At 57.6% G+C, this 25,919-nt stretch carries 23 protein-coding genes and 1 riboswitch; of the genes, 13 read left to right on the forward strand and 10 right to left on the reverse strand.

The genetic code is table 11. The annotated features are described in order from the left end of the window. The first annotated feature begins 1 nt into the window (after nucleotide 1). The 13 genes from rpmD (at nucleotide 2) to WA922_RS11720 (ending at nucleotide 12,156) form a co-directional block, all read left to right on the forward strand. Nucleotides 2-187, forward strand: a complete 186-nt coding sequence (gene rpmD, locus WA922_RS11660; RefSeq protein ID WP_424771879.1) for a 50S ribosomal protein L30 — start codon at nucleotides 2-4, stop codon at nucleotides 185-187. A 118-nt stretch (nucleotides 188-305) separates the two neighbouring features. Then, the gene (gene rplO / locus WA922_RS11665; protein WP_424771880.1) at nucleotides 306-890 is read left to right on the forward strand and encodes a 50S ribosomal protein L15; all 585 of its coding nucleotides are present in this window, start codon (nucleotides 306-308) and stop codon (nucleotides 888-890) included. 117 nt (nucleotides 891-1,007) lie between these two features. Beyond that, on the forward strand, nucleotides 1,008-2,372 hold the full coding sequence (secY, locus tag WA922_RS11670) for a preprotein translocase subunit SecY (RefSeq protein ID WP_424771881.1): 1,365 nt from the start codon (nucleotides 1,008-1,010) through the stop codon (nucleotides 2,370-2,372). A 47-nt stretch (nucleotides 2,373-2,419) separates the two neighbouring features. Further along, nucleotides 2,420-3,064 carry an adenylate kinase gene (locus WA922_RS11675; protein ID WP_424771882.1) on the forward strand — a complete coding sequence of 215 codons (645 nt, stop codon included), beginning with the start codon at nucleotides 2,420-2,422 and terminating at the stop codon, nucleotides 3,062-3,064. Nucleotides 3,065-3,123: 59 nt separating this feature from the next. Beyond that, the gene (locus tag WA922_RS11680; protein WP_424771883.1) at nucleotides 3,124-3,930 is read left to right on the forward strand and encodes an SRPBCC family protein; all 807 of its coding nucleotides are present in this window, start codon (nucleotides 3,124-3,126) and stop codon (nucleotides 3,928-3,930) included. 56 nt (nucleotides 3,931-3,986) lie between these two features. After that, nucleotides 3,987-5,342, forward strand: a complete 1,356-nt coding sequence (gene gdhA / locus WA922_RS11685; RefSeq protein ID WP_424771884.1) for an NADP-specific glutamate dehydrogenase — start codon at nucleotides 3,987-3,989, stop codon at nucleotides 5,340-5,342. Between the two features lie 376 nt (nucleotides 5,343-5,718). After that, nucleotides 5,719-6,087 carry a 30S ribosomal protein S13 gene (rpsM, locus tag WA922_RS11690; RefSeq protein WP_424771885.1) on the forward strand — a complete coding sequence of 123 codons (369 nt, stop codon included), beginning with the start codon at nucleotides 5,719-5,721 and terminating at the stop codon, nucleotides 6,085-6,087. 65 nt (nucleotides 6,088-6,152) lie between these two features. Then, nucleotides 6,153-6,542 carry a 30S ribosomal protein S11 gene (gene rpsK / locus WA922_RS11695; RefSeq protein ID WP_424771886.1) on the forward strand — a complete coding sequence of 130 codons (390 nt, stop codon included), beginning with the start codon at nucleotides 6,153-6,155 and terminating at the stop codon, nucleotides 6,540-6,542. Nucleotides 6,543-6,673: 131 nt separating this feature from the next. After that, nucleotides 6,674-7,729, forward strand: coding sequence for a DNA-directed RNA polymerase subunit alpha (locus tag WA922_RS11700; RefSeq protein WP_424771887.1), 1,056 nt, complete (start codon nucleotides 6,674-6,676; stop codon nucleotides 7,727-7,729). Nucleotides 7,730-7,824: 95 nt separating this feature from the next. Next, nucleotides 7,825-8,250: a 50S ribosomal protein L17 gene (gene rplQ, locus WA922_RS11705; RefSeq protein WP_424771888.1), complete on the forward strand. Its 426-nt coding sequence runs from the start codon at nucleotides 7,825-7,827 to the stop codon at nucleotides 8,248-8,250. Between the two features lie 166 nt (nucleotides 8,251-8,416). Continuing rightward, nucleotides 8,417-10,618: a prolyl oligopeptidase family serine peptidase gene (locus tag WA922_RS11710; protein WP_424771889.1), complete on the forward strand. Its 2,202-nt coding sequence runs from the start codon at nucleotides 8,417-8,419 to the stop codon at nucleotides 10,616-10,618. 143 nt (nucleotides 10,619-10,761) lie between these two features. Further along, nucleotides 10,762-11,286 (forward strand): hypothetical protein, encoded by a 525-nt coding sequence (locus tag WA922_RS11715; RefSeq protein ID WP_424771890.1) that lies wholly within the window; start codon nucleotides 10,762-10,764, stop codon nucleotides 11,284-11,286. 141 nt (nucleotides 11,287-11,427) lie between these two features. Further along, nucleotides 11,428-12,156 carry a hypothetical protein gene (locus WA922_RS11720; protein ID WP_424771891.1) on the forward strand — a complete coding sequence of 243 codons (729 nt, stop codon included), beginning with the start codon at nucleotides 11,428-11,430 and terminating at the stop codon, nucleotides 12,154-12,156. Between the two features lie 12 nt (nucleotides 12,157-12,168). Here WA922_RS11720 and WA922_RS11725 read toward each other — a convergent pair whose 3' ends face one another. The 10 genes from WA922_RS11725 to WA922_RS11770 all read right to left on the reverse strand — a co-directional run bounded on the left by WA922_RS11725 (nucleotide 12,169) and on the right by WA922_RS11770 (nucleotide 25,433). Then, entirely contained in the window at nucleotides 12,169-12,858 is a 690-nt protein-coding gene (locus tag WA922_RS11725) for a trimeric intracellular cation channel family protein (protein ID WP_424771892.1), read from the reverse strand. Beyond that, the gene (locus WA922_RS11730; RefSeq protein WP_424771893.1) at nucleotides 12,851-13,549 is read right to left on the reverse strand and encodes a PepSY domain-containing protein; all 699 of its coding nucleotides are present in this window, start codon (nucleotides 13,547-13,549) and stop codon (nucleotides 12,851-12,853) included. Before WA922_RS11730 ends, WA922_RS11725 begins: the two co-directional genes overlap by 8 nt. A gap of 110 nt (nucleotides 13,550-13,659) precedes the next feature. Then, nucleotides 13,660-15,066, reverse strand: coding sequence for a dihydrolipoyl dehydrogenase (gene lpdA, locus WA922_RS11735; RefSeq protein ID WP_424771894.1), 1,407 nt, complete (start codon nucleotides 15,064-15,066; stop codon nucleotides 13,660-13,662). A 10-nt stretch (nucleotides 15,067-15,076) separates the two neighbouring features. Beyond that, nucleotides 15,077-16,312, reverse strand: a complete 1,236-nt coding sequence (gene odhB, locus WA922_RS11740; RefSeq protein WP_424771895.1) for a 2-oxoglutarate dehydrogenase complex dihydrolipoyllysine-residue succinyltransferase — start codon at nucleotides 16,310-16,312, stop codon at nucleotides 15,077-15,079. Nucleotides 16,313-16,323: 11 nt separating this feature from the next. Beyond that, nucleotides 16,324-19,158 (reverse strand): 2-oxoglutarate dehydrogenase E1 component, encoded by a 2,835-nt coding sequence (locus WA922_RS11745; RefSeq protein ID WP_424771896.1) that lies wholly within the window; start codon nucleotides 19,156-19,158, stop codon nucleotides 16,324-16,326. A gap of 85 nt (nucleotides 19,159-19,243) precedes the next feature. Beyond that, nucleotides 19,244-20,134 (reverse strand): succinate--CoA ligase subunit alpha, encoded by an 891-nt coding sequence (gene sucD / locus WA922_RS11750; protein ID WP_424771897.1) that lies wholly within the window; start codon nucleotides 20,132-20,134, stop codon nucleotides 19,244-19,246. 281 nt (nucleotides 20,135-20,415) lie between these two features. Beyond that, on the reverse strand, nucleotides 20,416-21,387 hold the full coding sequence (gene mdh / locus WA922_RS11755; protein ID WP_424771898.1) for a malate dehydrogenase: 972 nt from the start codon (nucleotides 21,385-21,387) through the stop codon (nucleotides 20,416-20,418). 259 nt (nucleotides 21,388-21,646) lie between these two features. After that, nucleotides 21,647-23,542, reverse strand: coding sequence for a putative bifunctional diguanylate cyclase/phosphodiesterase (locus WA922_RS11760; protein ID WP_424771899.1), 1,896 nt, complete (start codon nucleotides 23,540-23,542; stop codon nucleotides 21,647-21,649). A gap of 192 nt (nucleotides 23,543-23,734) precedes the next feature. Then, nucleotides 23,735-24,079, reverse strand: coding sequence for a hypothetical protein (locus WA922_RS11765; RefSeq protein ID WP_424771900.1), 345 nt, complete (start codon nucleotides 24,077-24,079; stop codon nucleotides 23,735-23,737). A gap of 124 nt (nucleotides 24,080-24,203) precedes the next feature. After that, on the reverse strand, nucleotides 24,204-25,433 hold the full coding sequence (locus WA922_RS11770) for a cell wall hydrolase (RefSeq protein WP_424771901.1): 1,230 nt from the start codon (nucleotides 25,431-25,433) through the stop codon (nucleotides 24,204-24,206). Between the two features lie 236 nt (nucleotides 25,434-25,669). Then, nucleotides 25,670-25,880, forward strand: a riboswitch (cobalamin riboswitch). Nucleotides 25,881-25,919: the final 39 nt, after the last annotated feature.

The following is a 25,919-nucleotide window of genomic DNA, read 5'->3' on the forward strand; positions in this document are numbered from 1 at the left end:
GATGGCCGATACCAAAACCATTAAGATCAAACAGATTGGTTCGCCGATCCGCCGCCCCGATAAACAGCGTAAAACGCTGATCGGTCTGGGGCTCAACAAGATGCATAAGGTTGTCGAGCTGCAGGATACGCATGAAGTTCGCGGCGCAATTGCAAAGCTGCCGCATATGGTAGCGATCATAGACTGATATTTTAATTGAACCGGGCGCCGGGACAAGTACCGGGCCCTTCCACATTACAGCGCGAATTCCCTGCTGCCGGTTTTGCCCGAGGCGGGGACTTGCAAGCGAAAGCGAGTGCACCATCATGAAACTGAACGAACTTAAAGATAATGCCGGGGCCCGTAAGAGCCGGATACGCGTTGGTCGCGGTATCGGTTCTGGCAAAGGCAAGACAGCAGCACGCGGCCAAAAGGGTCAAAAATCCCGCTCCGGTGTTGCAGTCAAGGGTTTTGAGGGCGGCCAGATGCCGCTCCATATGCGGATCCCGAAGCGCGGTTTTAACAATCCGTTTGGCAAGGACTTTGCTGAAGTTAATCTGGGCATGGTTCAGAAATTCATCGATGCCAAGAAACTGGACGCGAAGAACGATATTGATCACGCTGCCCTGAAGGCTGCGGGTCTTGCCAAGGGCGGCAAAGACGGTGTCCGTCTGCTGGGCAAGGGCGCACTGACCACTAAGGCGAAGTTTATCGTCAATGGCGCGTCCAAAGGCGCGCTCGAAGCGGTCGAGAAAGCTGGCGGTTCGGTCGAAATCCTTCCTGCGCCAAGGCATGATGGCGGACAGGGCGACAAGGCGCCCAAGGGCAAAGGTTTCGAACGCGCAAAAGCTGAAAAAGCCGAAGCTGCCGAGGCTCTCGCCAAGAAACAGGCGGCCAACAAAGCCAAATAATCCGGTTAAATAGGGGGCGGGGGTTCGACATATCGAGCCGTGCTCCCTATGTACCATCCTTGAGGCTGGACAGGACAATATTGGCGTCCGGCGAAATGACGGGATCGATAGTCTGCTATGGCATCACGCGCCGATAATATTGCAAGCAATCTTAGCTTCGCCAACTTCTCCAAAGCGACCGAGTTAAAAAGCCGGATCTGGTTCACGATTGGCGTGCTGATTGTATTCCGCTTTTTGAGCTTCATTCCGCTACCCGGGGTCAATCCTAAGGCGCTGGCCGATCTGGCTGAGCTGACATCGGGCGGGGTCACCGATCTGTTGAATGCCTTCACTGGCGGCAGCTTGGAACGGATGAGCCTCATCGCGCTCGGCGTGATGCCGTATATTACAGCATCGATTGTGGTGCAGCTTGCATCCTCTCTTCACCCGACATTGGCAGCTCTTAAGAAAGAGGGCCAGACCGGTCGGCAAAAACTTAACCAATTTACCCGCTACGGCACGGTGTTCCTATGCGCGATCCAGGGCTGGTTTCTGGCCGCTGGTTTGGAAGCATTCGGCGCCCAGAGCGGTATTAATGCCGTGGTTGATCCGGGCTATATGTTCCGCGTCGGCGCGGTTATCAGCCTCGTCGGGGGGACGATGTTCCTGCTGTGGCTGGGTGAACAGATCACTGCCCGCGGTATTGGTAACGGCGTTTCGCTGATCATTATGGCGGGCATCGTCGCGCAGTTCCCGACATTTGCGACCAACCTGTTTGAAGGCGGCCGGGAAGGGTCGATTGCCAGCGGCATCATCATCGGTTTTCTGGTGATGGTTGTGGTACTGATTTTGCTGATCTGTTTCGTTGAACGGGCGCAGCGCCGGTTGCTTATCCAATATCCCAAGCGCGCCAATGCCAGAGGTATGATGCAGGCGGATCGTTCGCATCTGCCGCTCAAGCTGAACACAGCGGGCGTCATCCCGCCAATCTTTGCCAGTTCGCTCTTGTTGCTGCCACTGACGATCACGCAGTTCGCCGGCAATTCGCTCGATTCCAGCAGCGGCACAGGCGGGTTCCTGCAAACGGTTCTGCAATATTTGCAGCATGGCCAGCCGCTTTATATGACGCTCTATGCTGCCGGGATCATCTTTTTCTGTTTCTTCTACACTGCGGTGGTGTTCAACCCGGAGGAAACCGCGGAGAATTTGAAGAAAAATGGCGGTTTCATTCCAGGCATTCGCCCGGGCAACCGGACTGCCGATTACCTTGATTATGTTCTGACACGCATCACCGTGGTCGGTGCAATTTATCTGACATTCGTCTGCGTATTGCCTGAATATGTGATTGCTCAAACCGGCATTCCATTATTCCTTGGCGGAACCAGTCTGCTGATTGTGGTCAACGTTACTGTCGACACGATCAGCCAGGTCCAGTCACATTTGCTGGCGCACCAATATGGTGACCTCATCAAGAAGGCCAAGTTGAAAGGCCGCAAGCGATAAGGCATCGCAGCCGTGCTGGGATAATTTGGGAATAGGGGCTTTTTGGCGTGAATATCATTCTTCTAGGGCCTCCGGGCGCGGGTAAAGGTACGCAGGCAGGAAGCTTGGAAGCGCGGCATGGCATGGTCCAGCTTTCAACCGGCGATATGCTGCGCGAAACACGCAAGGCCAATACCGAGCTTGGCCGCCAGGTCGCTGATGTGATGGATTCCGGCCAGCTCGTGTCCGACGAGATCGTGTCGGCGATGATTGATGCGAAGCTGGGATCAATGCCGCAGACGACTGGCGCCATTTTTGACGGATATCCGCGTACAGAAGCGCAGGCTGTCTCGCTTGACGCAATTCTGACCCGGCATGGCCGCTCGCTTGATCATGTGATCGAACTGGGTGTCGATGAAGATGCTCTGGTGGACCGGATCACTGGCCGCTATACCTGCGCCAATTGCGGGGCGGGGTATCATGACCGTCACAAGCAGCCCGAGAAAGAGGGCGTGTGCGACAAATGTGGTTCGGAACAATTTAAACGCCGCGCTGATGACAACGAAGAAACCGTGCGTCAGCGGATGCAGGAATATCGCGGTAAGACCGCACCTATCCTGCCAATCTACGAGGCGCGCGGTATCGTAACGCGGGTCAATGGCATGGACAGTATCGATGTCGTCACCGCTGCATTGGACGCAATTTTGACTTAGGCGCTTTCACTCTTCCCAAAGGCAGCTATTCTTGGAATAGGGCTCTAACGGAGAATGTGATGCGAAATATACCTGTCTATCTGGCTGCCCTGGCGGCAGCGATCTGTGCTGGCCCGGCACGCGCGGAAGTCATCGAAACGCAGGCGAGTGCATTCGTTACCCGCGACAGCACCGTAGTTGATGCGACCCCGCGCGAGGCATGGCTGATGCTGATTGCGCCTGATAAATGGTGGAATTCCAGCCACACCTTTTCGGGTGATGCGGCCAATATGATGCTGACCCCGCAGGCCGGTGGCTGCTTTTGTGAACGCATTCCGGCTGACGATACCGCACAAAAAATCGGTCTGGCCGGCAGCGTGGAGCATATGACGGTGCTGCTTTCCATTCCCGACGGGGCATTGCGCATGCGCGGCAGCCTGGGGCCGCTTCAGAGCGAACCGGTCAACGCTATCCTCACCATTACTCTGGCACCAGCCGATGGAGAGGCTGGGACCGGTTCAGGGGCCGGTTCAGGGGCCGGTTCAGGAGCCGGTTCAGGGGCAAAAGCCGGGACGCGGATTACGTTTGAATATGCGGTTGCTGGATACATGCGGTTTGATACCGCGACGATTGCCAAAGCGGTTGATGCCGTCATGTCAGATCAATTGTCAGGCCTGTCTGCTCAGCTCGGGACGGCCGGCTCTGCCGGTGACACAGCGCGGGCCGAACTGCCGGATGATGCCGGTACGGCGCCATCTGTCCGCGCCGCGCCAGCCGCTGAGGGATCGGGGGAGCAATCTGAAGATCAGCCAGACGAAGCTCCCGAAACGACCAGCAAGACTTCGCTCGTTGATGCATTTGGTGACTTTAAACTGGAAGACCAGTGATCCGGGGCGGCGGGCAATCCGGGCCATAGGCCCGCTCTCTTTTGAAGGAATAGATAATGGCAGTTTCGGACCACGTGGACCTCGACACATTCATGGCCGGCGTGAAAAAGCGCAATGCAGGACAGACGGAATTTATCCAGGCAGTCCAAGAGGTTGCGCAGGATGTTTACGACTTCATCGACGATAAGGAGGAATATCACGCCGCCCAGATTCTGCGCCGAATTGCAGAGCCTGACCGCGTCGTATCGTTTCGCGTCTGCTGGGAGGATGACAATCACAACATTCGCGTTCAACGCGGCTGGCGGGTGCAGAATAACAATGCGATCGGCCCGTATAAGGGCGGCATCCGCTTCCACCCCAGCGTAAACGAAAGTGTTCTCAAATTCCTGGCGTTTGAGCAAACTTTCAAAAACTCGCTGACCGGCCTTCCGATAGGCGGCGGCAAGGGCGGGTCCAATTTTAATCCGCGCGGTAAGTCAGACAGCGAAGTGATGCGGTTCTGCCAATCTTTTATGACCGAACTCTATCGCCATATCGGCCCGGACATCGATGTACCCGCTGGCGATATCGGCGTGGGCAGCCGTGAAATCGGCTATATGTTCGGTCAGTACAAGCGGATCACCGGGCGCTGGGAAGGCGTGCTGACGGGTAAAGCCATCGAATATGGCGGATCGCAGATGCGGCCCGAGGCAACCGGTTATGGTGCCGTCTATTTTCTCCAGAATATGCTCAAGCACAAAGGAGAGGACGTCGAAGGTAAAACTGCGGCTATCTCCGGTTCGGGCAATGTCGCGATGCATGCAGCGGAAAAGCTTAACCAGCTGGGCGGCAAGGTGCTGACGCTGTCTGATTCCGACGGGTTCGTTCACGATCCCGACGGTATCGATCAGGACAAGATCGAGTGGGTCAAACATCTCAAAAATGTCAAACGCGGGCGCATCAGCGAATATGTGGATGAATTTTCGGGCGCGACCTATCATGATGGCGAGCGTCCCTGGGCGGTGACCTGTGATCTGGCTCTGCCTTGCGCCACGCAGAACGAATTGAATGAAGAAGAGGCCAAAACGCTGGTTTCCAACGGTGTTCAGGGTGTTTCTGAAGGAGCGAACATGCCCACAACGCTGGAGGGTATTCATGTCTTCAACGATGCCAAGATCATGTATGGTCCGGGTAAGGCGGCCAATGCTGGCGGTGTTGCCGTGTCCGGCCTGGAAATGAGCCAGAACGCAGAGCGGATTAGCTGGAACCAGGAGAAGCTGGGCGATATGCTGACCGAGCTTATGGAAGACATTCATGACAAATGCGTTGAGTATGGCGAGGATGACAGCGGAAACGTGGATTATGTCAAAGGCGCCAATATCGCCGGATTTCGAAAAGTCGCCGACGCCATGCTGGCCTTTGGCGTGGTCTGATACGCGCACGGGCCTATGTGCGCTGGCGCGCGTGTTGGAACGGAAGGTTCACATTTGCTGCACGGCGTCACTCCGGGCGAGCGGCCGATCTTGCCGCTCTGTGCGTTTCTGAAACGGGCATGATACGCCGCCATGTGCAGCCCGCGCCGCGCGTCTTGCCAAGCGGTGTTGACTACCGCCGCGAATCCGACTAATCGCGCGGTTCATTCGGCAGTTGCGGATAGGTCCGGCAAGCGGTTACCCTATAGGGTGCGCTAACCGGACTTTTTGCGTTAAGCATATCCGCAGCCCAGAATGGGTAAACGCTATGAGATGAAGGCGCACAGTTTCGGTAAGCGAATATGTGCAGAGCTTTTGTGGAGCATTGGAGAAGTAAGTGGCTCGTATTGCCGGGGTAAACCTACCCACCAACAAGCGCGTTATTATCGCGCTCACCTATATTCACGGAATTGGCCGCACTATGGCTGTTCAAATCGCCGATCAGCTCGGCCTTGATCACGCCCGCCGGGTGCAGGACCTCACCGACGCAGAGGTTCTGTCAATTCGCGAAGTCATTGACGAGGCGCATACAGTCGAGGGCGATCTGCGCCGCCAGACCGCGATGAACATCAAGCGGCTGATGGATCTGCGGTCCTATCGCGGCCTTCGTCATCGTAATGGCCTGCCCGTTCGCGGTCAGCGTACGCACACCAATGCCCGTACCCGCAAGGGTAAGGCGAAGCCAATCGCGGGTAAGAAGAAGTAAGCACCGCCGCTTAATTGCAGGCAGCAGCGTATTTATTCTTCCGATAGAGTTAGGAAACCGAAACTATGGCACGCGAAGCAGGTCGGGTTAAAAAACGCGACAAAAAGAACATTTCGAGCGGTGTTGCACACATCAATGCCAGCTTTAACAACACGATGATAACCATTACCGATGCACAGGGCAACGCGATCAGCTGGTCCAGCGCGGGTACGATGGGGTTCAAGGGGAGCCGTAAATCGACCCCCTACGCCGCACAGGTCGCAGCAGATGATGCTGGCAAAAAGGCGGCCGAACACGGTGTCCGCACACTGGAGGTTGAAGTGAAGGGTCCGGGATCGGGCCGGGAAAGCGCGCTGCGCGGTCTCGCGGCTGTGGGTTTCACCATCACCTCGATCCGGGACGTTACGCCGATCCCGCATAATGGGGTCCGGCCATCGAAACGTCGCCGCGTCTGATCCGCTTTCACATGGGGGTGCCGCGCGGGGCCGCCATGTTCTTTTACGGATCGGCGATGCTGGGGTGCAGACATCCAGCAAACCGGTCCAGCCCGCATCTGAACACGCTTTTAGCGAATTAGGGGAATTTCATGTCCGTCAACACGAAGAACTGGCAGGAACTTAAGAAACCCAACACTTTGGAGATCAAGGACAGCGGCGATAAGGGTCGTAAAGCCACTTTCGTTGCTGAACCACTCGAGCGCGGCTTTGGCCTGACACTCGGCAATGCGCTGCGCCGCGTATTGCTCTCCAGCTTGCAGGGTGCTGCAATTACCTCGATCAAGATCGAGAATGTCCTTCACGAATTTTCCTCGCTGGCCGGTGTGCGTGAAGACGTCACCGATATCGTCCTCAACGTGAAGCAAATCGCGTTGAAAATGGAAGGTGAAGGGCCCAAGCGCCTCCAGCTTTCCATGACGGGTCCGGCAGAAGTGAAAGCCGGTGATATTGCCGTCTCTGGCGATATTGAAGTGATGAACAAGGATCTGGTTATCTGTCACCTTGATGAGGGCGCGACCTTCAACATGGAACTGACAGCGGATGTCGGCAGCGGTTATGTGCCAGCTGTACAAAACCGTCCTTCCGACGCGCCAATCGGTCTGATCCCGGTGGACTCGCTCTACTCGCCTGTCCGTCAGGTCAGCTACAAAGTCGACAAGGCCCGGGTTGGTCAGGAACTTGACTTTGACAAGCTGAGCCTGACCGTGGAAACCGACGGTACCGTCACGCCTGATGATGCGGTGGCCTATGCCGCGCGTATCCTTCAGGATCAGCTGACATTGTTCGTCCATTTCGAAGACGGCGTGCCTCAGCCGCAATCAGCAATGATCGGCCAGGCCGCAACCCCGCAGGAAGACGATGCGAACCAGCTCAACCGGTATCTTCTCAAGAAGGTCGACGAGCTGGAACTCAGCGTGCGCTCGGCAAACTGCCTCAAGAACGACAACATCATCTATATCGGCGATCTGGTCCAGAAAACCGAAGCGGAGATGCTGCGCACACCAAACTTTGGCCGCAAGTCCCTGAACGAAATCAAGGAAGTGCTGTCCAGCATGGGCCTCCGCCTTGGCATGGATATACCGGGCTGGCCGCCTGAAAATATCGAAGAAATGGCCAAGAAGCTCGAACAGGAACTTCTGGGCTAAGCGAGGCTCCGGCGGCGCGCCTCCCGCTAACGGAAAAGCGCCGCCAGCTACGGACTACCTGATACGGGTCCATAACGAACACGAAGGATTATATTATGCGTCACGGTCTATCACAGCGTACTCTCAGCCGTAAAACAGGCCACCGTAAGGCTCTGTTTCGTAACCTGTCAGCGGCGCTGATCAAGCATGAGCAGATCCACACTACGCTGCCCAAGGCGAAGGAACTGCGCCCGTATATTGAGAAGCTGATTACGCTGGCGAAGCGTGGCGGCCTGTCCAATCGCCGCCTCGCGCAGAGCCGTCTGCTCGATCAGACCCAGCTCAAAAAGCTGTTCGATGTTCTGGCAGAGCGGTATGCAGACCGGGACGGTGGTTACACCCGGATCATCAAGGCTGGCATGCGCGGCAGCGATGCGGCACCGATGGCAATCATTGAACTGGTCGACCGCGATGTCGATGCCAAGGGCCAGGATAGCGGCCCGGCGATGGGCAATGATGACGTAGATTTCGAAGACGCGTAAGCGCGTTTGGTACCAATCACCGATGGGGCCGGCAGGGAAACTTGCCGGCCTTTTTGGTTTGCGCGCGCGATTCGCGTGCGAGAGCGGGCGACATTACAGCGGAACCGCGTTGAATTATCGGGCGATGTGATTACATCGCTAACTATCGAAATTACCGGAGAGTACCATGCGTTCTAGTGCCCGTTTTCGCTCTGTTTTGCTTGCGGCATCTGCCGCAGCTTTGACTCTATCCAGCCCGCTTGCAGCTGATGAACACGAGGTCCCTTTGCCCCTTTACCCTGAAACTGCCACCGGTGATGTTGTTGAGACGATTTTTGGCAATGTGGTGGCTGACCCCTATCGCTGGCTGGAGGATGACGTTCGTGTCAGCGAGGATGTCGCGAATTGGGTGACCGAGCAAAGCGATGTGACGCAATCCTATCTGTCAGTTCTGCCGGGCCGCGAAGCCTATGAGGCGCGGATCAAGGAATTGTATAATTACGAACGTTTCGGCATTCCGGTCGAAAAGGGTGGCCGCTATTTTTATACCCGCAATGACGGGCTGCAAAACCAGGCCGTGCTATATGTCCGTGACGGTTTGACCGGTGATGCGCGCGTTCTGATCGATCCCAATCAGTGGGCCAAAGACGGCGCGACTGCGTTGGCGGGATGGGTGCCGAATGAAGATGGCACGAAACTGCTTTACGGTATTCAAGATGGCGGCAGCGACTGGCGCACGGCCAAGGTTCTGGATGTTGCCACCGGCGAAGAGCTGAGCGATGCGGTAGAATGGATTAAATTTTCCGCGTTGGAATGGGCCAAAGACAGCTCCGGCTTTTATTACAGCCGCTTCCCCGTAACGGAAGAAGGCGAAACGTTCCAGGCGCTCAACACCAATCAGAAAGTCTATTTCCACCGCCTTGGTACGCCGCAATCCGAAGATGTGGTCGTGTTTGAAACGGCAGACCGCCCGGAACTGAACAATGTCGGCGTCGTCAGCGATGATGGCGCCTATCTGATCACCTATTCATCGAGCGGCACCGATGATCGGTATGAAGTTTCGTTAATTGACCTGGCGGGCGAAGACCGCGCTGCGCGAATTATCATCCCCGGTTTTGAAAGCAATTTCAGCTATATCGGAAATGAGGGATCGCGCTTCTTTTTTGTAACAAATGAAAATGCGCCGCTGCAAAAAGTCGTCGCGATTGACGTAGATAGCGACGATCTGGCGCGCGAAGTGATTATTCCGGAAAGCACCAACAAGCTGGACAGCGTATCGATGGTTGGCGGCAAGTTGGTCGCTGAATATCTGGTCGATGTCAAAAGCGAAGTCGCTATTTACGGCCTTGATGGCAGCGAAATCCGTAAGGTTGACTTGCCCGGCATCGGCAGCGCGGGCGGTTTCGACGGGGATGCCGATGACAATGAAGTGTTCTACTTCTTCTCCAGCTTTAACCAGCCGACCGCGATCTACCGATATGATCTGGATAGCGGCGCAAGCGAGGTGTGGGAACGCCCGCGCGTGGCTTTCGAGCCGGAAGATTACACGGTCGAACAGAAATTCTATACCTCGAAAGACGGCACGCGCGTGCCGATGTTTCTTGTCCGCCGCGCCGATATAGCGGCAGCGGGCGAAGCGGTGCCGACGCTGCTCTATGGCTATGGCGGGTTCAATATCTCGCTGACGCCCGGCTTTAGCCCATCACGCATTGCGTGGCTGGATGCGGGCGGGGCCTATGCACTCGCCAATATCCGTGGCGGCGGCGAATATGGCAAAGCATGGCATGATGGCGGCCGCCGCGATAACAAACAGAACACATTCGATGATTTTATCGCTGCGGGCGAATATCTGAAAGCCAGCGGTATCACCACGCCGGACGGACTGGCAATTGAAGGCGGATCCAATGGCGGCTTGCTGGTCGGCGCAGTGACCAACCAGCGCCCCGATCTGGTCGATGCCGCGCATCCCGCGGTTGGCGTGATGGACATGCTGCGCTTTGACCGCTTCACCGCCGGGCGGTACTGGGTCGATGATTACGGCTATCCTTCAAAAGAAGCCGATTTCAATTTGCTGCTCACATATTCGCCCTATCACAATGTGCAGGACGGCGCGGATTACCCCGCAGTCTTGGTGACAACGGCGGATACGGACGACCGCGTTGTCCCGGGCCATAGCTTCAAATATGCAGCTGCCCTGCAAGCCGCGAATATCGGTACCAAGCCGCATCTGATCCGGATCGAAACCCGCGCCGGGCATGGATCGGGCAAGCCGACCGACAAAGCGATTGAAGAGGCGGCGGATGTGGGCGCGTTTCTGGCGCATCATACAGGGCTTGATCTGTCAGTGATGGCGATCCCGACCGAAGCCCCAGCCGATGCGGGCGAGTAATCCTGAATACACTATGTTCAGATAAGTGTGATTTAATCTGAACAAAAGCTGCAAAGGCAATTCAGGCTCTTAGCATAGCGAATCGTCTAAACCGCATATGAAGCCGGGGCACAGTGCTCCGGCGAAATATGAGGAACTTCACTATGAAGACCATTACCAAGGCTCTTGCCACTTCCACGGCCAAGAAATCGGTTGCTGCTGTCGCCGCAGGCGCGTTGGCAATGACTTCTGCTGCACCGGCCTTTGCCCGTGACCGCGGCCATGACCGGGTCGATGCAGGCGAAATTATTGCCGGTGCTGTCATACTGGGGGGCATCGCTGCCATTCTGTCGAGCGGTAATAATAACCGTGACCGCTATCGCGGCGACAACCGTTACAATGCCCGTTATGATAATCGCCGCGGTAACGGTGAGCGGGCCATTCAGAAATGCATCAATGCGGCAGAACGCGATGCCCAGCGATATGGCTTCCGTTATGCCAATGTTACGCAAATCCGTGATGTGAACCGCACCCGTGACGGCTGGCGCGTAAAAGGGCAGATCGTGGTGGACGGTTCGCGCGGTTACAATCGCCGTGGTTACAACGGTGATAGCGGGCGGTTTACCTGCGACATCTCGCGGGGCCGGGTCTTCGATATCGATTATCGCGGTATTCGCGGTCTGCGTTAAGGGCTGAATTGGACGGGTGGTGCCTACCATGAACCAGCTTTGCCCCCACGGGGCGGTTCAGGCTGACGCAAGCCTGGACCGCCTACGCCTACGATCAGTCAGCGGCCTGTGCTGCGTATTCATCACTTAAAAGGCACTGTAATGACCCGTGTTAAACCACTCGCTTCGATGGCGGCGATGACCGCCGCACTGTCTATCGCCGCTGCGCCTGTGATGGCGACAGACCTGCCGGTCGCGCCGCCAACCGCCGCCCCGCCTGCATTTGATACATTTGATGCGGCCAGCGAAAATGCTGACCGCTATCGCCGGTATCGACATCACCGCAATCGCGGTGTCGATGCCGGTGATGTCATCGCCGGTGTTCTGATTCTGGGTGGCATTGCTGCCATTGCGAGCGCCGCGTCAGAGCCGCGCCGCAGCACACGCACCTATCCGCAGCAGCAGCGAGATTACCAACCGCGCCGCTCCGATAACGGGCGCAATATGTCACAGGGGCTCGACCGTGCGGTTGATATGTGTCTGCAGGAAATCGAACGTGACGTCCGCGTGGATAGGGTCGATAGTGTGGACCGCACCGGTGCTGGCTGGAACGTCACGGGACGGCTTTATGATGGTGAAGCTTTTGCCTGTCAGATCGGCAATAACGGGCAGGTCAGCAATATTTCTTACAGCGGTTCCGCCGGTGCTTTCAGCGGCGCCTATAATGGCGGGCAGACCGCGGACCGCCAATATAGTGCGCAGCGTTATGCAGAGATGCGCCGTCAGGCCGATAGCCAAGGCATAGAGCAGGTGCCCAACACCGCCTTGCCAGCCTATCCGGGCGGGCCAGTGAACGGCCAATATTATGACGAAGATGGTTTTGGCGGGTAAAACGGGACGGGTCTAGCCGGGCGTATCCTCGACAGCGGCTTCACCGCGCGGCGGTTTTGGATTTTTAATTCCGATGCGCCCTTCGCGGTAATAGGGCAGTGCCCAGTTAAAGCTGATGGCGGCACTTCGCAATGCAAACCCTGCCGCTGTTGCCACCGACCATGTCACGTAGTTGGGTAAATCTGCCACGGTACCAGCCACGCATAAAGTCGCAGACAGCGCAGCGGCGGTGACGTATAGTTCCGGACGCATGATGATCGAGGGGCGGCCCGCCACAACATCGCGGATAATCCCGCCGACACAGCCGGTTATCACGCCCATCATCATCGCCGGGACAGGCGGAATACCGTATGTCATCGCTTTGGATGCGCCAAGCACCGCATAGGCAGTCAGACCCAGACCATCGGCAAAATCAAGCAGCTTGCCATCCCACCACCGTGTTGGCGTGAACCAGGCGATGACCGCTGTGCCAAGACAGATGGCAGCCACCCATGCGTCAGCGACCCAGAACACCGGCGCATCAATCAGCACATCACGAATGGTCCCTCCGCCCACACCGGTCACGACCGCGAAAAATGCCATAGTGACGAAAGTCTGGCGTTCCTTCGCCGCCAATAATGCGCCCGATAAGGCAAACAGCGCAACGCCCAGAAGATCGAGTATATCGACGACCGGGGTCAAAATCGCGACAGGTTCAAGCATGCGCGCGCGCTTTCCGCCGCCTGAACATCAGCACGCAGCCAAATATCGACCCCGTCAGCGCCAGTGCGGCAAAGGCAATCAGGATGGGGTGCGATGTATCCTCACGCTCGCTGATGTCCATGATATGGAGGCCCCACATAAAATCGAAAATGCGCCACCAGCGGGTGCGAACAGCCGCAATCTCGCCGGTTTGCTGGTTGATATAGACATGCGTGCCGTCTTCCAGTTCAACCTGCCACGATGCGATCGGGCGCCGGAAATCAAATGGCGCATTGTCCGCTGAAAAGAAAGTGGAACCGGCAACCGCATCGCCGCCCTTGATACGCTGCGCCACAATCAGCCGGGCTTGCACTTCGCCAATTAACGGCAATTGGGTGCCTTCGGGCCCAAACCGTTCAATCGCACCATTCATATAGGTGATGGTGGTGACCGGCTGGCGCCCCTCCATCATGGTGGATACCGAACGAACGGGGCGATCACTCCCTTCAGGCAAAGCAATCGCGATATTGGTGTCGGCGGGCAGGGCGGCCTTTTCCACCGGCTCGCGCAAATGCTCGCCGCGAACCTCTTCTATGGGACGCGCGACCATGACAAGTCCGCTGAGTGTCCACATGACGATCGGTATCCCGACCAACCAGCCAAGCCAGATATGCCAGCGCGCCAGGTGCCGCATCCAGTCTTGTGCTGCCATGACCTTGTCCTTTATTCGCGCGTCTGCATTGCAATATCTGACCGATCGCGCGCGCAATGGCAACGCAGTCCAGATCCGCGCCGTGCGGAACCATCATCGCCGGGCCTTGATTACGTATGGATCGGCTTGCCTTGCACTGCCATCGCTGCCTCTTTCAGGGCTTCTGCATGCGTTGGGTGGGCGTGGCAGGTATAGGCGATATCTTCAGACGTTGCGCCAAACTCCATTGCCTGCGCGGCTTGCGCAATCATGGTGCCGGCCAGGCTTGCGACAATATGCACGCCCAGAACGCGGTCAGTCTCTGCATCGGCGATGACTTTGACAAAGCCGTCCGTGTCGCGGTTTGCCTTGGCGCGGCTATTGGCCATCATCGGGAACTTGCCGATTTTGACAGTGTGCCCGGCGTCCTTCGCCTCGTCCTCCGTCATGCCAACATCAGCGAATTCGGGCATGGTATAGACCACGCCGGGAATGACTGCGTGATTGATAATGCCGGTAAGGCCCGCGACGTTCTCTGCGCAGGCAATGCCTTCATCTTCGGCCTTATGGGCAAGCATCGGCCCGGGCACGACATCGCCGATTGCCCACACGCCATCAACAGGGGTACGAAAATCATGATCCACGTCGATCTGTCCGCGCTTGTTTGGTTCAATACCGATATTTTCAAGGCCGAGCGAAACGGTGTTGGGGCGGCGGCCGATTGATACCAGCACATGGCTTGCCTCGATGGTCTGGGCGTCACCGCCAGCAGCTGGCTCTATGGTGAGGGCAACGGTCTTGCCTTTCACCGATGCGCCAGTAACCTTGCTGTTCAGCATCAGCTCCATGCCCTGCTTCTTGAAAATTTTGCCCGCTTCCTTGCGGACATCCCGGTCCATTCCGGGCAGCAGCATGTCGAGATATTCAACCACGGTGACTTTTGCGCCCAAACGCCGCCAGACCGAACCAAGCTCCAGCCCGATCACGCCGCCGCCAATAACGACCAGATGCTTGGGCACTTCGGTCAGTTCGAGCGCGCCGGTGGAATCGACAATCCGGCCCGCAGCATTATCGACATCGACACCCGGCAGCGGTGTCACGCTGGAGCCGGTGGCGATGATGATGTCTTTTGCGGTTACCGTTTCGTCACCAACTGTAACGCTGTGACCATCCTTGAACGTCGCATGGCCCTTGATCCAGGTGACCTTGTTTTTCTTGAACAGGAATTCGATGCCGCCGGTCAATTCGCCGACTGCTTTGGTCTTTTCCGCCATCATGGCGCCCAGATCGAGCTCGACGCTCGCTTTCAGGCCCCATGTCGCCATGTGACCATTATTCGCCTCATCCATCAGTTCGCTGCCGTGAAGCAGCGCCTTGGAAGGAATGCAGCCGACATTGAGGCAGGTTCCGCCCAAGGTCGCGCGGCTTTCGACGCAGGCGGTTTTGAGGCCCAGTTGCGCCGCACGAATGGCAGCAACATAGCCGCCCGGACCAGCGCCAATAACCAGGCAGTCGTAATCGTATGAATGGTCAGCCATTATTCGTATCCTATAGGTCGATCAGCATCCGGGTCGGATCTTCGATTGCGTCTTTGATGATCTTGAGTGCAGTCACTGCTTCGCGGCCATCAATCAGGCGGTGATCGTAAGACAGCGCGATATACATCATCGGACGGACCACAATCTCGCCATTTATCACAACCGCGCGGTCTTCGATCCTGTGAAGGCCCAGGACGGCGCTTTGCGGCGGGTTGATGATCGGGGTGGACATCAGTGATCCAAACACGCCGCCATTGGAAATGGTAAATGTTCCGCCGGTCATATCGGCCATCGTCAAAGTGCCCTCGCGCGCGGCCTTACCGTAATTGGCGATATCCTGCTCGATCTGGGCGAAGCCTTTCTTGTCGACATCGCGCACAACCGGCACGACGAGGCCATTTGGCGCACTGACAGCGACCGAAATATCGACATAATCGTGATAGACGATTTCATCGCCGTCGATCTGCGCATTGACGCTCGGCACGTCTTTCAGTGCGAGATGCGCAGCCTTGGCAAAAAAGCCCATAAAACCAAGCTTGATATTATGCTTTTTCGCAAACAGGTCTTTATACTTGCTCCGCGCTTCGATTACGGCGGACATATCCACATCGTTGAATGTGGTCAGCAGCGCGGCGTCTTCCTGCGCGCCTTTCAGCCGTTTGGCGATCGTCTGGCGCAGCCGTGTCATCCGCACCCGTTCGGTGCCGCGATCGCCAGCAGGAGCTGGCGCAGGCATGGCGGCCGGGGCTGACGCAGCGGATGCATCTGATGCCGGCGCCGGCGCGTCGCCTTTGGCCCTGGCAGCTGCGATCACGTCTTCCTTGGTCAGGCGGCCATCCTTGCCGGTGCCTTTGACGGTTGAGGGGTCGATGCCGTGTTCCAGCACAGCGCGGCGCACCGCTGGCGAGAGTGTTTGTGCATTGTCGGGACTGCTCGCGCTCGCACTGGGGGCAGATGTGGCGGTTTTGGCCGCGGGCTGCGGCGTGGCGGGTGCAGCAGCGGCAGAGCCGCCCGCCTCAACGATGGCGATAACCGCGCCGACTTCCACAGTATCGCCCACCGCCGCTTTGTGCTCACTCATCACGCCCGCGACGGAGGAAGGTACTTCGATCGCAACCTTGTCGGTTTCCAGGCTGGCAATGGGCTCATCAACCGCGACGGTATCGCCGGGCTGCTTCAGCCATTCGCCAATCGTACCTTCAGTGACAGATTCGCCCAGAACGGGAACGGTGATTTCAGTGGCCATGATGTAATTCCTTAGGCCTTCTTGGCACAAGAGTTAGGGGTGAGATCGAGAGCATCAGCGACAAGTGCTTCCTGCTGTTCTTGATGGCGCCGCGCGAGGCCGGTTGCCGGGGAGGCTGCCGCATCGCGGCCCGCATAGACCGGACGCAGGGTTTTTCCTGCAGCCGCCGCCGCTTCTTCAATCAGCCGGTCAACAAATGACCAGGCGCCATTGTTCTGCGGTTCTTCCTGACACCAGACGATGTCCTGCAAATTGGCCATCCGCTTGATCCGTCTGGCCAGGGGATTGCCCGGGAAGGGATAAAGCTGTTCGATACGGACTATCGAGATGTCATCGATCTTCTCGGCATCGCGTTTCTCAATCAGATCGTAAGCAATCTTGCCCGAACACAGCACCAGACGGCGAATTTTATCGTCATCAATCTCTGTCCGATCGGACACGATGCGGCGGAACTGGCTGTCACCGGTGAAATCAGCCGTGGCGCTCTTCGCCATCGGATGCCGCAGCAGACTTTTCGGCGTCATGATGATCAGAGGCTTACGGAAAGAGCGCAGCATCTGGCGGCGCAGCACATGGAAGTAATTGGCCGGTTCGGTGATGTTGCACACCTGGATATTATCATCAGCGCAAAGTTGCAAAAAGCGTTCAAGCCGCGCGCTGGAATGCTCCGGCCCCTGACCCTCATAGCCATGCGGCAGCAACATGACGAGGCCGTTGGCGCGCAACCATTTGGCTTCACCGCTGGCGATGAACTGATCGATCATGATCTGCGCGCCATTGGCAAAATCACCAAATTGCGCTTCCCACAGAACCAGTGTTTTGGGGTCCGCCATCGCGAAGCCATATTCATATCCCAGCACACCATATTCCGAGAGCGTACTGTCATACACCTCGAACTTGCCGTGCGGCAGTGTGGAGAGCGGGATATATTTCTGCTCATTGGTCTGGTCGATCCATACCGCATGCCGCTGGCTGAATGTGCCGCGCCCGCTATCCTGGCCCGACAACCGCACACCGTAGCCTTCCGTCACCAGGCTGCCAAAGGCCAGGGCTTCTGCGGTGGCCCAGTCGAAGCCTTCACCCGCGTCAAACATTTCAGCTTTGGCGCTCAGCACACGGCCAAGCGTTTTATGGATCGTCATATCATCTGGTACGGTCGTAAGAGTGCGTCCCAGACTATCGAACAGCTTGTCCGAAACGGCGCTCTCGACGTTACGCGGCGCACTTTCCGCATCGGCGGGTTTGTGCAGCCCGCTCCACCGGCCAGCAAACCAATCGGCATCGTTCGCCTGATAGCTTTTGGCGGCCTGAAATTCCTCTTCCAGCAAGTCGGTGAATTCGCGGACCAGGCCGTCGGCGAAACCTTCCTCGATCTCGCCTTCGGCAATCAGGCGGTCCTGATAGACTTTGCTGACTTTGGGGTGCCCGCGGATCGCATCATACATCAGCGGCTGGGTAAATTTGGGTTCATCCCCTTCATTGTGACCAAACCGGCGATAGCACCACATATCGATCACCACATCGCGGCCGAATTTCTGGCGATATTCCACCGCCAGCTTGCACGCGAATGTCACCGCTTCGGGATCATCGCCGTTTACATGCAGGATCGGCGCCTGAACGCCTTTCGCCACATCGGACGGGTAAGGGCTGTTGCGCGCGAATTTCGGGCTGGTGGTGAAGCCGATTTGGTTGTTGATGATAAAGTGGATGCAGCCTCCGGTATCATAACCGCGCACCCCCGACAGGCCGAGACATTCCCACACCACGCCTTGCCCCGCAAAGGCTGCATCACCGTGGATCAGCACCGGCAGCACTTCTGCATGGGCATCCAGATCATCGCGGATCGCCTGCTGCGCGCGGACTTTGCCGAGCACAACGGGGTTGACCGCCTCCAAATGGCTGGGGTTGGGGACCAGCGACATATGCACTTCGATATCGTCAAAGGCGCGGTCGGTACTGGTGCCGAGGTGATATTTTACATCGCCAGATCCGCCGACATCCTCGGGACTGGCGCTGCCGCCGGAAAATTCGTGGAAGATCACCTTATACGGTTTGGCCATGACATTGGCGAGCACGTTCAAACGCCCGCGATGCGCCATGCCGTATATGATCTCGCGCACGCCCAACTGGCCGCCATGCTTGATAACGGCCTCCAGCGCCGGGATCATGCTTTCACCGCCGTCCAAACCGAAACGTTTGGTGCCGACATATTTCTTGCCGAGAAACGCCTCATACTGTTCGCCGCGGATCACTGCCCCCAGAATGGCTTTCTTGCCTTCCGGGCTGAACTGGATGGTTTCGCCGGGGCTTTCAAACTTGTCCTGCAGAAAGCGCCGTTCCTCGGTATCGGCGATATGCATATATTCCAGCCCGACATTGCCGCAATATACCTCGCGCAGCCGCGTATAGAGCTTGCCGATCGTGGTCCATTCAAGGCCAAGAACATCGCTGACATAGACATCCTCGTCCTCCATTCCGGCGAGGCCATGAAATGCGAGTGTAAGGTCTTCGATTTCCCCGTGATTTGACAAGCCGAGCGGGTCAAGCTGCGCGCCCAAATGCCCGCGCACACGGTACAGCCGGACCAGCGTCATCGCCTTGTTGGAGATATCAGCCGCATATTGCAGTGCATCTTTATCGAGCGGCTTGCCCGCCTGTTTTGCCGCTGCTCCTACCGTGTCCCGCAGCTGGTCTAGCGTCATCTGCGTGGGATCCATCGCCTGGGCGAGATCTTCACCAGAACCGCTTACCTCGTTCAGCCAGGCGGTGTTGGCCCAGGACGGGCCGGGCTGCGCGCCTTCCTGATCGGGCATTTCGGGAATGAGAGTGGAGGAGGGCTTGTTCATGGGTTTGTCCCCGGGGAGTTTGCGCCGATGCGGTGAGAGCGGGAAGGCGGGGCCAGCTTTTCTGCCAGCACCCGCCAATCTGATCTTAGGCCATTTCCTTCAGCATCGCGTCAAGCGTAGTGCCCAGTTCGCTGGGCGAAGGCGAGACGCGGATACCCGCAGCCTCCATCGCCGCGATTTTATCGTCCGCGCCGCCTTTGCCGCCCGAGACAATCGCACCGGCATGGCCCATACGGCGGCCCGGAGGCGCTGTACGGCCAGCGATAAAGCCAACGGTTGGCTTGCTGCGGCCCCTGGCGGCTTCCTGCTTGAGAAATTCAGCCGCTTCTTCCTCTGCACTGCCGCCAATCTCGCCGATCATGATCATCGATTTGGTGTCCTCATCATCGAGAAACAGGTCGAGCACGTCGATAAAGTTGGTACCGTTTACGGGGTCGCCGCCAATGCCGACCGCTGTGGTCTGGCCAAGGCCAACCATCGTGGTCTGGTGCACAGCTTCATAGGTGAGCGTGCCCGAACGCGAGACAACGCCTACCGAACCCTTCTGGAAGATTTTGCCCGGCATAATGCCAATCTTGCACTCGTTCGGCGTCAGAACGCCGGGGCAGTTCGGGCCGATCAGGCGCGATTTGGACCCCTCCAGCGCGGCCTTTACTTTGACCATATCGAGCACGGGAATGCCTTCGGTGATTGCAATGATCAGCGCGACCTCCGCATCGATAGCCTCGCAAATCGCGTCACCAGCAAAAGGCGGCGGCACATAAATGCAAGATGCGGTTGCGCCGGTTTCCGCAACCGCTTCGCGCACTGTGTTAAACTGCGGCACGCCAATATGTTCGGTGCCGCCTTTGCCCGGTGTGACACCCGCAACCATCTGGCTGCCATAATCAAGCGCCTGCTGCGTGTGGAATGTACCCGTATTGCCGGTCATCCCTTGCGTTATAACTTTGGTGTCTTTGTTGATGAGAATGGACATTCTTCTGAAATCCTTCGATTATCTAATAAGCCAAACGGCGAATGAGGCCGCGACAATTATTGCAATTTGAAACAGTGCCAACGGCAACCAATGCCGCCGATTTCTTCTATCCACCAGCAATGTGCACACTGGCCCGGCGAGAAGAGCCGGTACTAGAAAAGGTCGGAACCATGCACACACCCATGCGAGCACGAACGCGACCACTCCGGCTAATCCGATGATCCACCTGCTGTCTTTAAGAGTGGAGGGCTTAACGCGCTTTGGGTAGCCTGACAAAACCATCACGCCAGCGAGCTATCCAGCGCCTTACACGCCGCAAGCAGTTCCTCGACCGCGTCGGTGCTGACTTTGAGGTTGGTTTTCTCTTCCTCGGTGAGTTCGATTTCGACAACGTCTTCGGTGCCGCCCGCGCCGATTACTGTCGGAACGCCGACATAGAGGCCATCAAGGCCGTATTTGCCCTCAACATAGGAGGCTGATGGCAGGATGCGTTTTTGATCGCCGAGATAGGCTTCGGCCATCGAAATCGCCGAGGTAGCCGGCGCGTAATATGCCGAGCCATTGCCGAGGAGTTTCACGATCTCACCGCCGCCAGCGCGGGTGCGCTGGACGATCGCGTCGAGGCGGTCTTCGGAAATGCCCTTGATCTTGGCCATATCCTTCACCGGAATGCCGTTGATGGTGGAATAGGACAGGACGGGGACCATAGTGTCGCCATGGCCGCCGAGCACAAAGGCGTTCACGTCCTTCACCGAAACATCAAACTCCCATGCAAGGAAGGTCGCGAAACGCGCGGAGTCCAGCACGCCTGCCATGCCAACCACTTTGTTATGCGGCAGGCCGGAAAATTCACGCAATGCCCATACCATCGCATCCAATGGGTTGGTGATGCAGATCACGAAAGCGTCGGGCGCGTTATTCTTAATGCCTTCGCCAACCGCTTTCATAACTTTCAGATTGATACCGAGCAAATCATCGCGGCTCATACCCGGTTTGCGCGGCACGCCGGCGGTCACGATGATAACATCCGCGCCAGCAATATCGGCGTAATCATTGGAGCCGGTAATTTTTGCGTCAAACCCCTCGACCGGGCCACACTGGCTAAGATCAAGTGCCTTGCCCTGCGGCATACCCTCGGCAATGTCGAACAGGACGATATCGCCCATTTCCTTCTTCGCGGCGAGGTGGGCGAGCGTGCCGCCGATCATGCCGGAGCCGATCAGCGCAATCTTGTTACGTCCAGTGTTGGCCATAAGTGCAATAGTCCTTTTGTGCACGCGGGACCCGTTGAAGCCTGCCAAACTGGCGCACCCATCGTCCCGCGACAAAGCACACCCGGCGTTTGCGGGGGAATTAAGCGGGTCCAGGGGGGATTGCAACCGCAAAGCCCTGCGCGCAACAAACTATCTTTGCAAATAGTTCGCAATTGCATTTAGGGAGCGTGATTTTACTTAGGGAGCGTGATTTTACGTATTGCCGTACGCCTGCCGCGCGTAATGTGGCCCGGCGCCGTCAACCGACGGCGTGCTTCTGCATGTCGCCATCTTCCTGCGCCAGCAGCATAGCGGCCAGATAATCGGGGACGGCGCGGCTGAAATAGAAGCCTTGACCCAACGTGCACCCTGCTTCGCGCACGCTGCGGACCTGCCCGATCGTTTCCAGACCCTCGGCCACAATATCCATTTCAAGTTTAGAGCCAAGCTCTGCCACGGCGTGGATAATCGCATCGGTTGTCTTTCCGACATTGGGCCCGGAAACGAAGCTGCGATCGACCTTGATCTTGCTGAAGGGGTATTTCTGGATATAGCCGAGCGAGGAATAGCCGGTCCCAAAATCATCGAGCGCGAACCGCACGCCAATTGCCGACAGTTCTTTCATGAAATGTTCGGTTGCGCCGTTATCCTCGAGGAACAGGCTCTCTGTCACCTCCAGTTCCAGACGCGAGGGGTCGAGACCTGCTTCGCGCAGCGCATTGATAATACCCAGCGTTGCACCGGGCGCTTTGATTTGAAGCGGGGACAGATTGACTGCCAGGGTCACATCATCGGGCCATTGCGCGGCGGCTTTTGCGGCATGTGCCGTTATCCAGTTGCCCAGCGTCACGATCACGCCCGTTTCCTCGGCGACCGGGATAAATTCATCCGGTTTCAGCTCTCCCTTCTCAGGGTGGAACCAGCGGACCAATGCCTCGAATGTTTTGATCCGGCCGGTTTCCAGATCAATAATCGGCTGAAAGAAGATCGAAAGTTCGTCCTTGACGATAGCATAGCGCAGCTCTGCCTCAATTTCACGGCGACGGACCAGATCGCGGCTCATCGTCGCGTCATAGAAACAGGACTGGCGGCGGCCATTAACCTTGGCATGATATAATGCCAGATCGGCATTCTGCATCAGCGCATCGGCATCGCCGCCATCGTCGGGCAGCAGAGCGATACCGATGGACGCGCCGATCTCCAGCCGCTCACCGTCAATACGCATCGGGCGCATGATTTCAGCGTGGACTTTGCTGGCGAGACGTTCGCTTTCCTTGCGGTCGGCTACTTCGCAAAAAATGATAAATTCGTCGCCGCCAAAGCGCGATATCGTGGCATGCTGCGGCGCCACGGCATTTAATCGGTTGGCGACTTCAAGCAGAATGCGGTCACCGACCGGATGCCCAAGCAGATCGTTCACTTCCTTGAACCGGTCGAGATCCATCCAGAACAATGCCAGCATTTGGCCGTCTTCGATATGCATGAGCTTTTCGATGACATCCTGGTTGAGGCCCGCCCGGTTGGCGAGGCCGGTCACAACGTCGGTTCGTGCCAGAACGCGCATCTTCTCCGCCAGCTCTGCACTGGTTTCCGCGGCGCTGATCGAATCGCGCAATACCTTGAAAACATTGAGAGTGATCGACGCCATCGCGGGCAGCAGAAGCAGCATATTCACGGCAAGAAACAGAAGAGGAAGCGATCCGAGATAGAGCGAGACGCAGAATATCGGCAGAACGACAAGCCCCAGCTGACCCAGAGCGATCGCCGGACGGCCAGCGTTGCGGGCGCAAATGCCAACCCCGTAACACATGGCGTTGGCGATCATCAGCACGTCCAGCGGGGCGCTGATATCCAGCAACAATGTTTGCGCTGCAATGACGCCCAGGATCGCGGCATAGCTGAGCGCACCCTTTTCATAAGAAAGTTCCATCGCTCTGGTGGTGTAGGATCTGGTCTCGCTCAGGTAGGAGCGTACCGATATTATCCGGCTTACGGCAATTCCGCACAGGATTGCCGACGTAACGTACAGCCAGAATTCACCGCTGAGAAAGGCGACCAAACCGCTGGAGGCGACGCCGTTCAGGGCACCGATGATCAGGCTGGCAGGCTGGGTGTAGAGCGTTCGCACCAAAATGCGCCGGACACGCTCTGACACCGGGTCCGTTCGCCTGATCCGGGACCTGAGCTTCTGTGCAGTCCCTGAGGTAATGCCCTTCAACATGGTGATGGCACTAAAGCGCAGGCGTCACTTTTTGGTTAACAGGAATTTACGGTTGTAACATTGGCAAAAAATTATGTGGTTCGGGGGCCCGAAACAGCGTTAAAACGCTGCGTCATCCGAGCCGCGCTAACCGACCGCGTTTTTGCGCTGAATTTCGGCAGCCATCCGTTTGTCCAATGTGCGGCATACACCAATCCACCAATCATAGGCTTCCCGGTCGCCGGCCGTAAACGCATCTTCTGCGCATTTTGCCGCTTCGCTGGCGGCAGACAGGCCGTGCTGCGCAAAATGCCGCAAGGCCGCTTGCATTAATGGATTATTGCAGCCAAGCCCGTTGGAAAGCTGGCCGTTATCATTGGCCACGCGCAGTATCGGGCGGCGCGACAGTGCGCGCGCCACCGGCGATAACGCACGATCACCGTTTGAGCTATTACCGTTTGAGCCACGCGCTGCAGCGAAATGGATTGTCATATCTTTGCAAGTCTTTCGATGTGTAAAATACTGTAACCCGCCATAGCCCGGCGGTGCTAAGCCTTTGTTCTGACTTAGGGTTTCATGGGCGTTAACCTATCGCTATGTAACGATTTTACCGGTCCTACTGGGTTTTTCCCGGATCATTGATCCAGCGTCCGCTATTGGCATATTCCGGCCTCACTCCGCCGCTTTGCGGCAGGTTTTCCGCTTCGAAAATCTGGTCACCGCCGCGCTGCTGGATCTGGGCGGAATAGGCTGGGGCGGGGGCTTTTGGCGCGCTGCGCTGCGTTTCAGCGACGGCTTTCAGCCGCGCATCCTCAAATGCCTTCTCCAGTTCCAGAGGATCGGGCGCGGATGCGTCACCGGCCACGGCGCCGCTCGCTGAACGGCTGTTTCTGCGGGCTGCAGGTTCATTACCGGCATAGCGCGCGCGGAATGCGGAGGGTTTACCCGCCGAACCGTTAAATTTATAGAACCGGTGCGCGCCGATGGTTCCGATATGATCGAGGCTGGGGGCCCAATACGGATAGATCCAGACGGTGTGGTAATGTGTCGCCAGGCCGACCGGTTCGTACACCTGACCGGACAGGGAATCCTGCGCAACACGCTGCGCCTTGGCCCATGCGCCGCTGCCTGGTGTGCGCTGCATGCTGCCATCGCAGGTGAAGGAGAACTGGCAGCCTGTACGCCGCTCTGATCCCTGGAACACCACCCCGCATACGCTGTTGGGATAGCTTGGATGAGCGACACGGTTCAGCACGACCTGCGCGACCGCGCGTTGTCCGGCAGTCGCTTCGCTTGCCGCCTCGTAATAAATTGCATTGGTCATGCATTGCAGCGCGCGGGCCTGGCTCAGGCCTGCACCGCGCGCCATAAATGCGCGCGCTGCGGGCCCGGCATTGCTGGCCGCTGCCAATTCGCTTGCTTCGCTTTCGCCAGTGCCGGACATGTCGAACACGGCCAGCGAGGTGTTGTCCAGATCAAGCGCGGCACGGGGCGCATCTTCGAGATAGTAGAACGCTGACCCGGGAAAGCTATTGCCCGATTGCTCGAACGGCATCGCAACCACTTTCGCGGTGAGCCCGGCGGCAGGCTCGCCGGTATCGGATGCTTCCCATTCCGCCGCGGCAGCCATCGCCGGTACAGCAAATGCAATGGCGAGCGCGGCAACGCGCCGCCCGCTATGTTGTATCCCCGTAAAGGCAGATATACCTGCCGCGATTGTCCCGGCCAACTGCGCGGTGCTCATCCTTTGTCGCAAAGGCGTCGCAGCGGCCGCGCTTTTCTGGCTCATACGGGCCTGAAACCGCGCAGTGCGTTCGATTGCAGAGAGGGGGGCACTATCGGTCAAAGCGGTCCTTTGTGGTCTTACGCTGCGGGTTAAACGACCGCGCGGCGCGCGTATCACGGGCGCCATGCAGCTGCGAGGCGCAAATTGTGACTGTCCCTTAGCGGTACAGCGGCAAGACAGCGTTAAATGGTATGATAAACGCTTCGTTACGCTGCATTTTCTCGCGCTGCATTCCTGCGACAAATCCTTGGCGCCCAATATATTCGCTCTTGCGGGGTTCTGCTTCTGCGCCTATCCGGCAGGCGACGTCATAGGTTGTCTGTGTAATGCAGACCTAAGAGGGAAAGATGTGCGGGGAGCGTCCCCAAGCCATCTGCTGCCCCCGCAACTGTGACCGGGGAGTGCCGCCTCCAACAGGCCACTGGATTGCTGTTTGCGCAAACCGGGAAGGCGGAAGCGGCGCGATGATCCGGGAGCCAGGAGACCTGCCTAGACGCGTCGTTCGAGCTGGCGGGCGGGGTGTACCGATGGCGGATGGAAAGGCGC

This window comes from Pontixanthobacter sp. (assembly GCF_049682855.1).
Taxonomy (GTDB): Bacteria; Pseudomonadota; Alphaproteobacteria; order Sphingomonadales; family Sphingomonadaceae; genus Pontixanthobacter.

Bases quoted from the DNA above. Each gene is read 5' to 3' on its own strand.
- rpmD (WP_424771879.1), top strand. From the start codon at position 2: ATGGCCGATACCAAAACCATTAAGATCAAACAGATTGGTTCGCCGATC.
- rplO (WP_424771880.1), top strand. From the start codon at position 306: ATGAAACTGAACGAACTTAAAGATAATGCCGGGGCCCGTAAGAGCCGG.
- secY (WP_424771881.1), top strand. From the start codon at position 1,008: ATGGCATCACGCGCCGATAATATTGCAAGCAATCTTAGCTTCGCCAAC.
- WA922_RS11680 (WP_424771883.1), top strand. From the start codon at position 3,124: ATGCGAAATATACCTGTCTATCTGGCTGCCCTGGCGGCAGCGATCTGT.
- gdhA (WP_424771884.1), top strand. From the start codon at position 3,987: ATGGCAGTTTCGGACCACGTGGACCTCGACACATTCATGGCCGGCGTG.
- rpsK (WP_424771886.1), top strand. From the start codon at position 6,153: ATGGCACGCGAAGCAGGTCGGGTTAAAAAACGCGACAAAAAGAACATT.
- WA922_RS11700 (WP_424771887.1), top strand. From the start codon at position 6,674: ATGTCCGTCAACACGAAGAACTGGCAGGAACTTAAGAAACCCAACACT.
- rplQ (WP_424771888.1), top strand. From the start codon at position 7,825: ATGCGTCACGGTCTATCACAGCGTACTCTCAGCCGTAAAACAGGCCAC.
- WA922_RS11710 (WP_424771889.1), top strand. From the start codon at position 8,417: ATGCGTTCTAGTGCCCGTTTTCGCTCTGTTTTGCTTGCGGCATCTGCC.
- WA922_RS11715 (WP_424771890.1), top strand. From the start codon at position 10,762: ATGAAGACCATTACCAAGGCTCTTGCCACTTCCACGGCCAAGAAATCG.
- WA922_RS11720 (WP_424771891.1), top strand. From the start codon at position 11,428: ATGACCCGTGTTAAACCACTCGCTTCGATGGCGGCGATGACCGCCGCA.
- WA922_RS11725 (WP_424771892.1), bottom strand. From the start codon at position 12,858: ATGCTTGAACCTGTCGCGATTTTGACCCCGGTCGTCGATATACTCGAT.
- WA922_RS11730 (WP_424771893.1), bottom strand. From the start codon at position 13,549: ATGGCAGCACAAGACTGGATGCGGCACCTGGCGCGCTGGCATATCTGG.
- lpdA (WP_424771894.1), bottom strand. From the start codon at position 15,066: ATGGCTGACCATTCATACGATTACGACTGCCTGGTTATTGGCGCTGGT.
- odhB (WP_424771895.1), bottom strand. From the start codon at position 16,312: ATGGCCACTGAAATCACCGTTCCCGTTCTGGGCGAATCTGTCACTGAA.
- WA922_RS11745 (WP_424771896.1), bottom strand. From the start codon at position 19,158: ATGAACAAGCCCTCCTCCACTCTCATTCCCGAAATGCCCGATCAGGAA.
- sucD (WP_424771897.1), bottom strand. From the start codon at position 20,134: ATGTCCATTCTCATCAACAAAGACACCAAAGTTATAACGCAAGGGATG.
- mdh (WP_424771898.1), bottom strand. From the start codon at position 21,387: ATGGCCAACACTGGACGTAACAAGATTGCGCTGATCGGCTCCGGCATG.
- WA922_RS11765 (WP_424771900.1), bottom strand. From the start codon at position 24,079: ATGACAATCCATTTCGCTGCAGCGCGTGGCTCAAACGGTAATAGCTCA.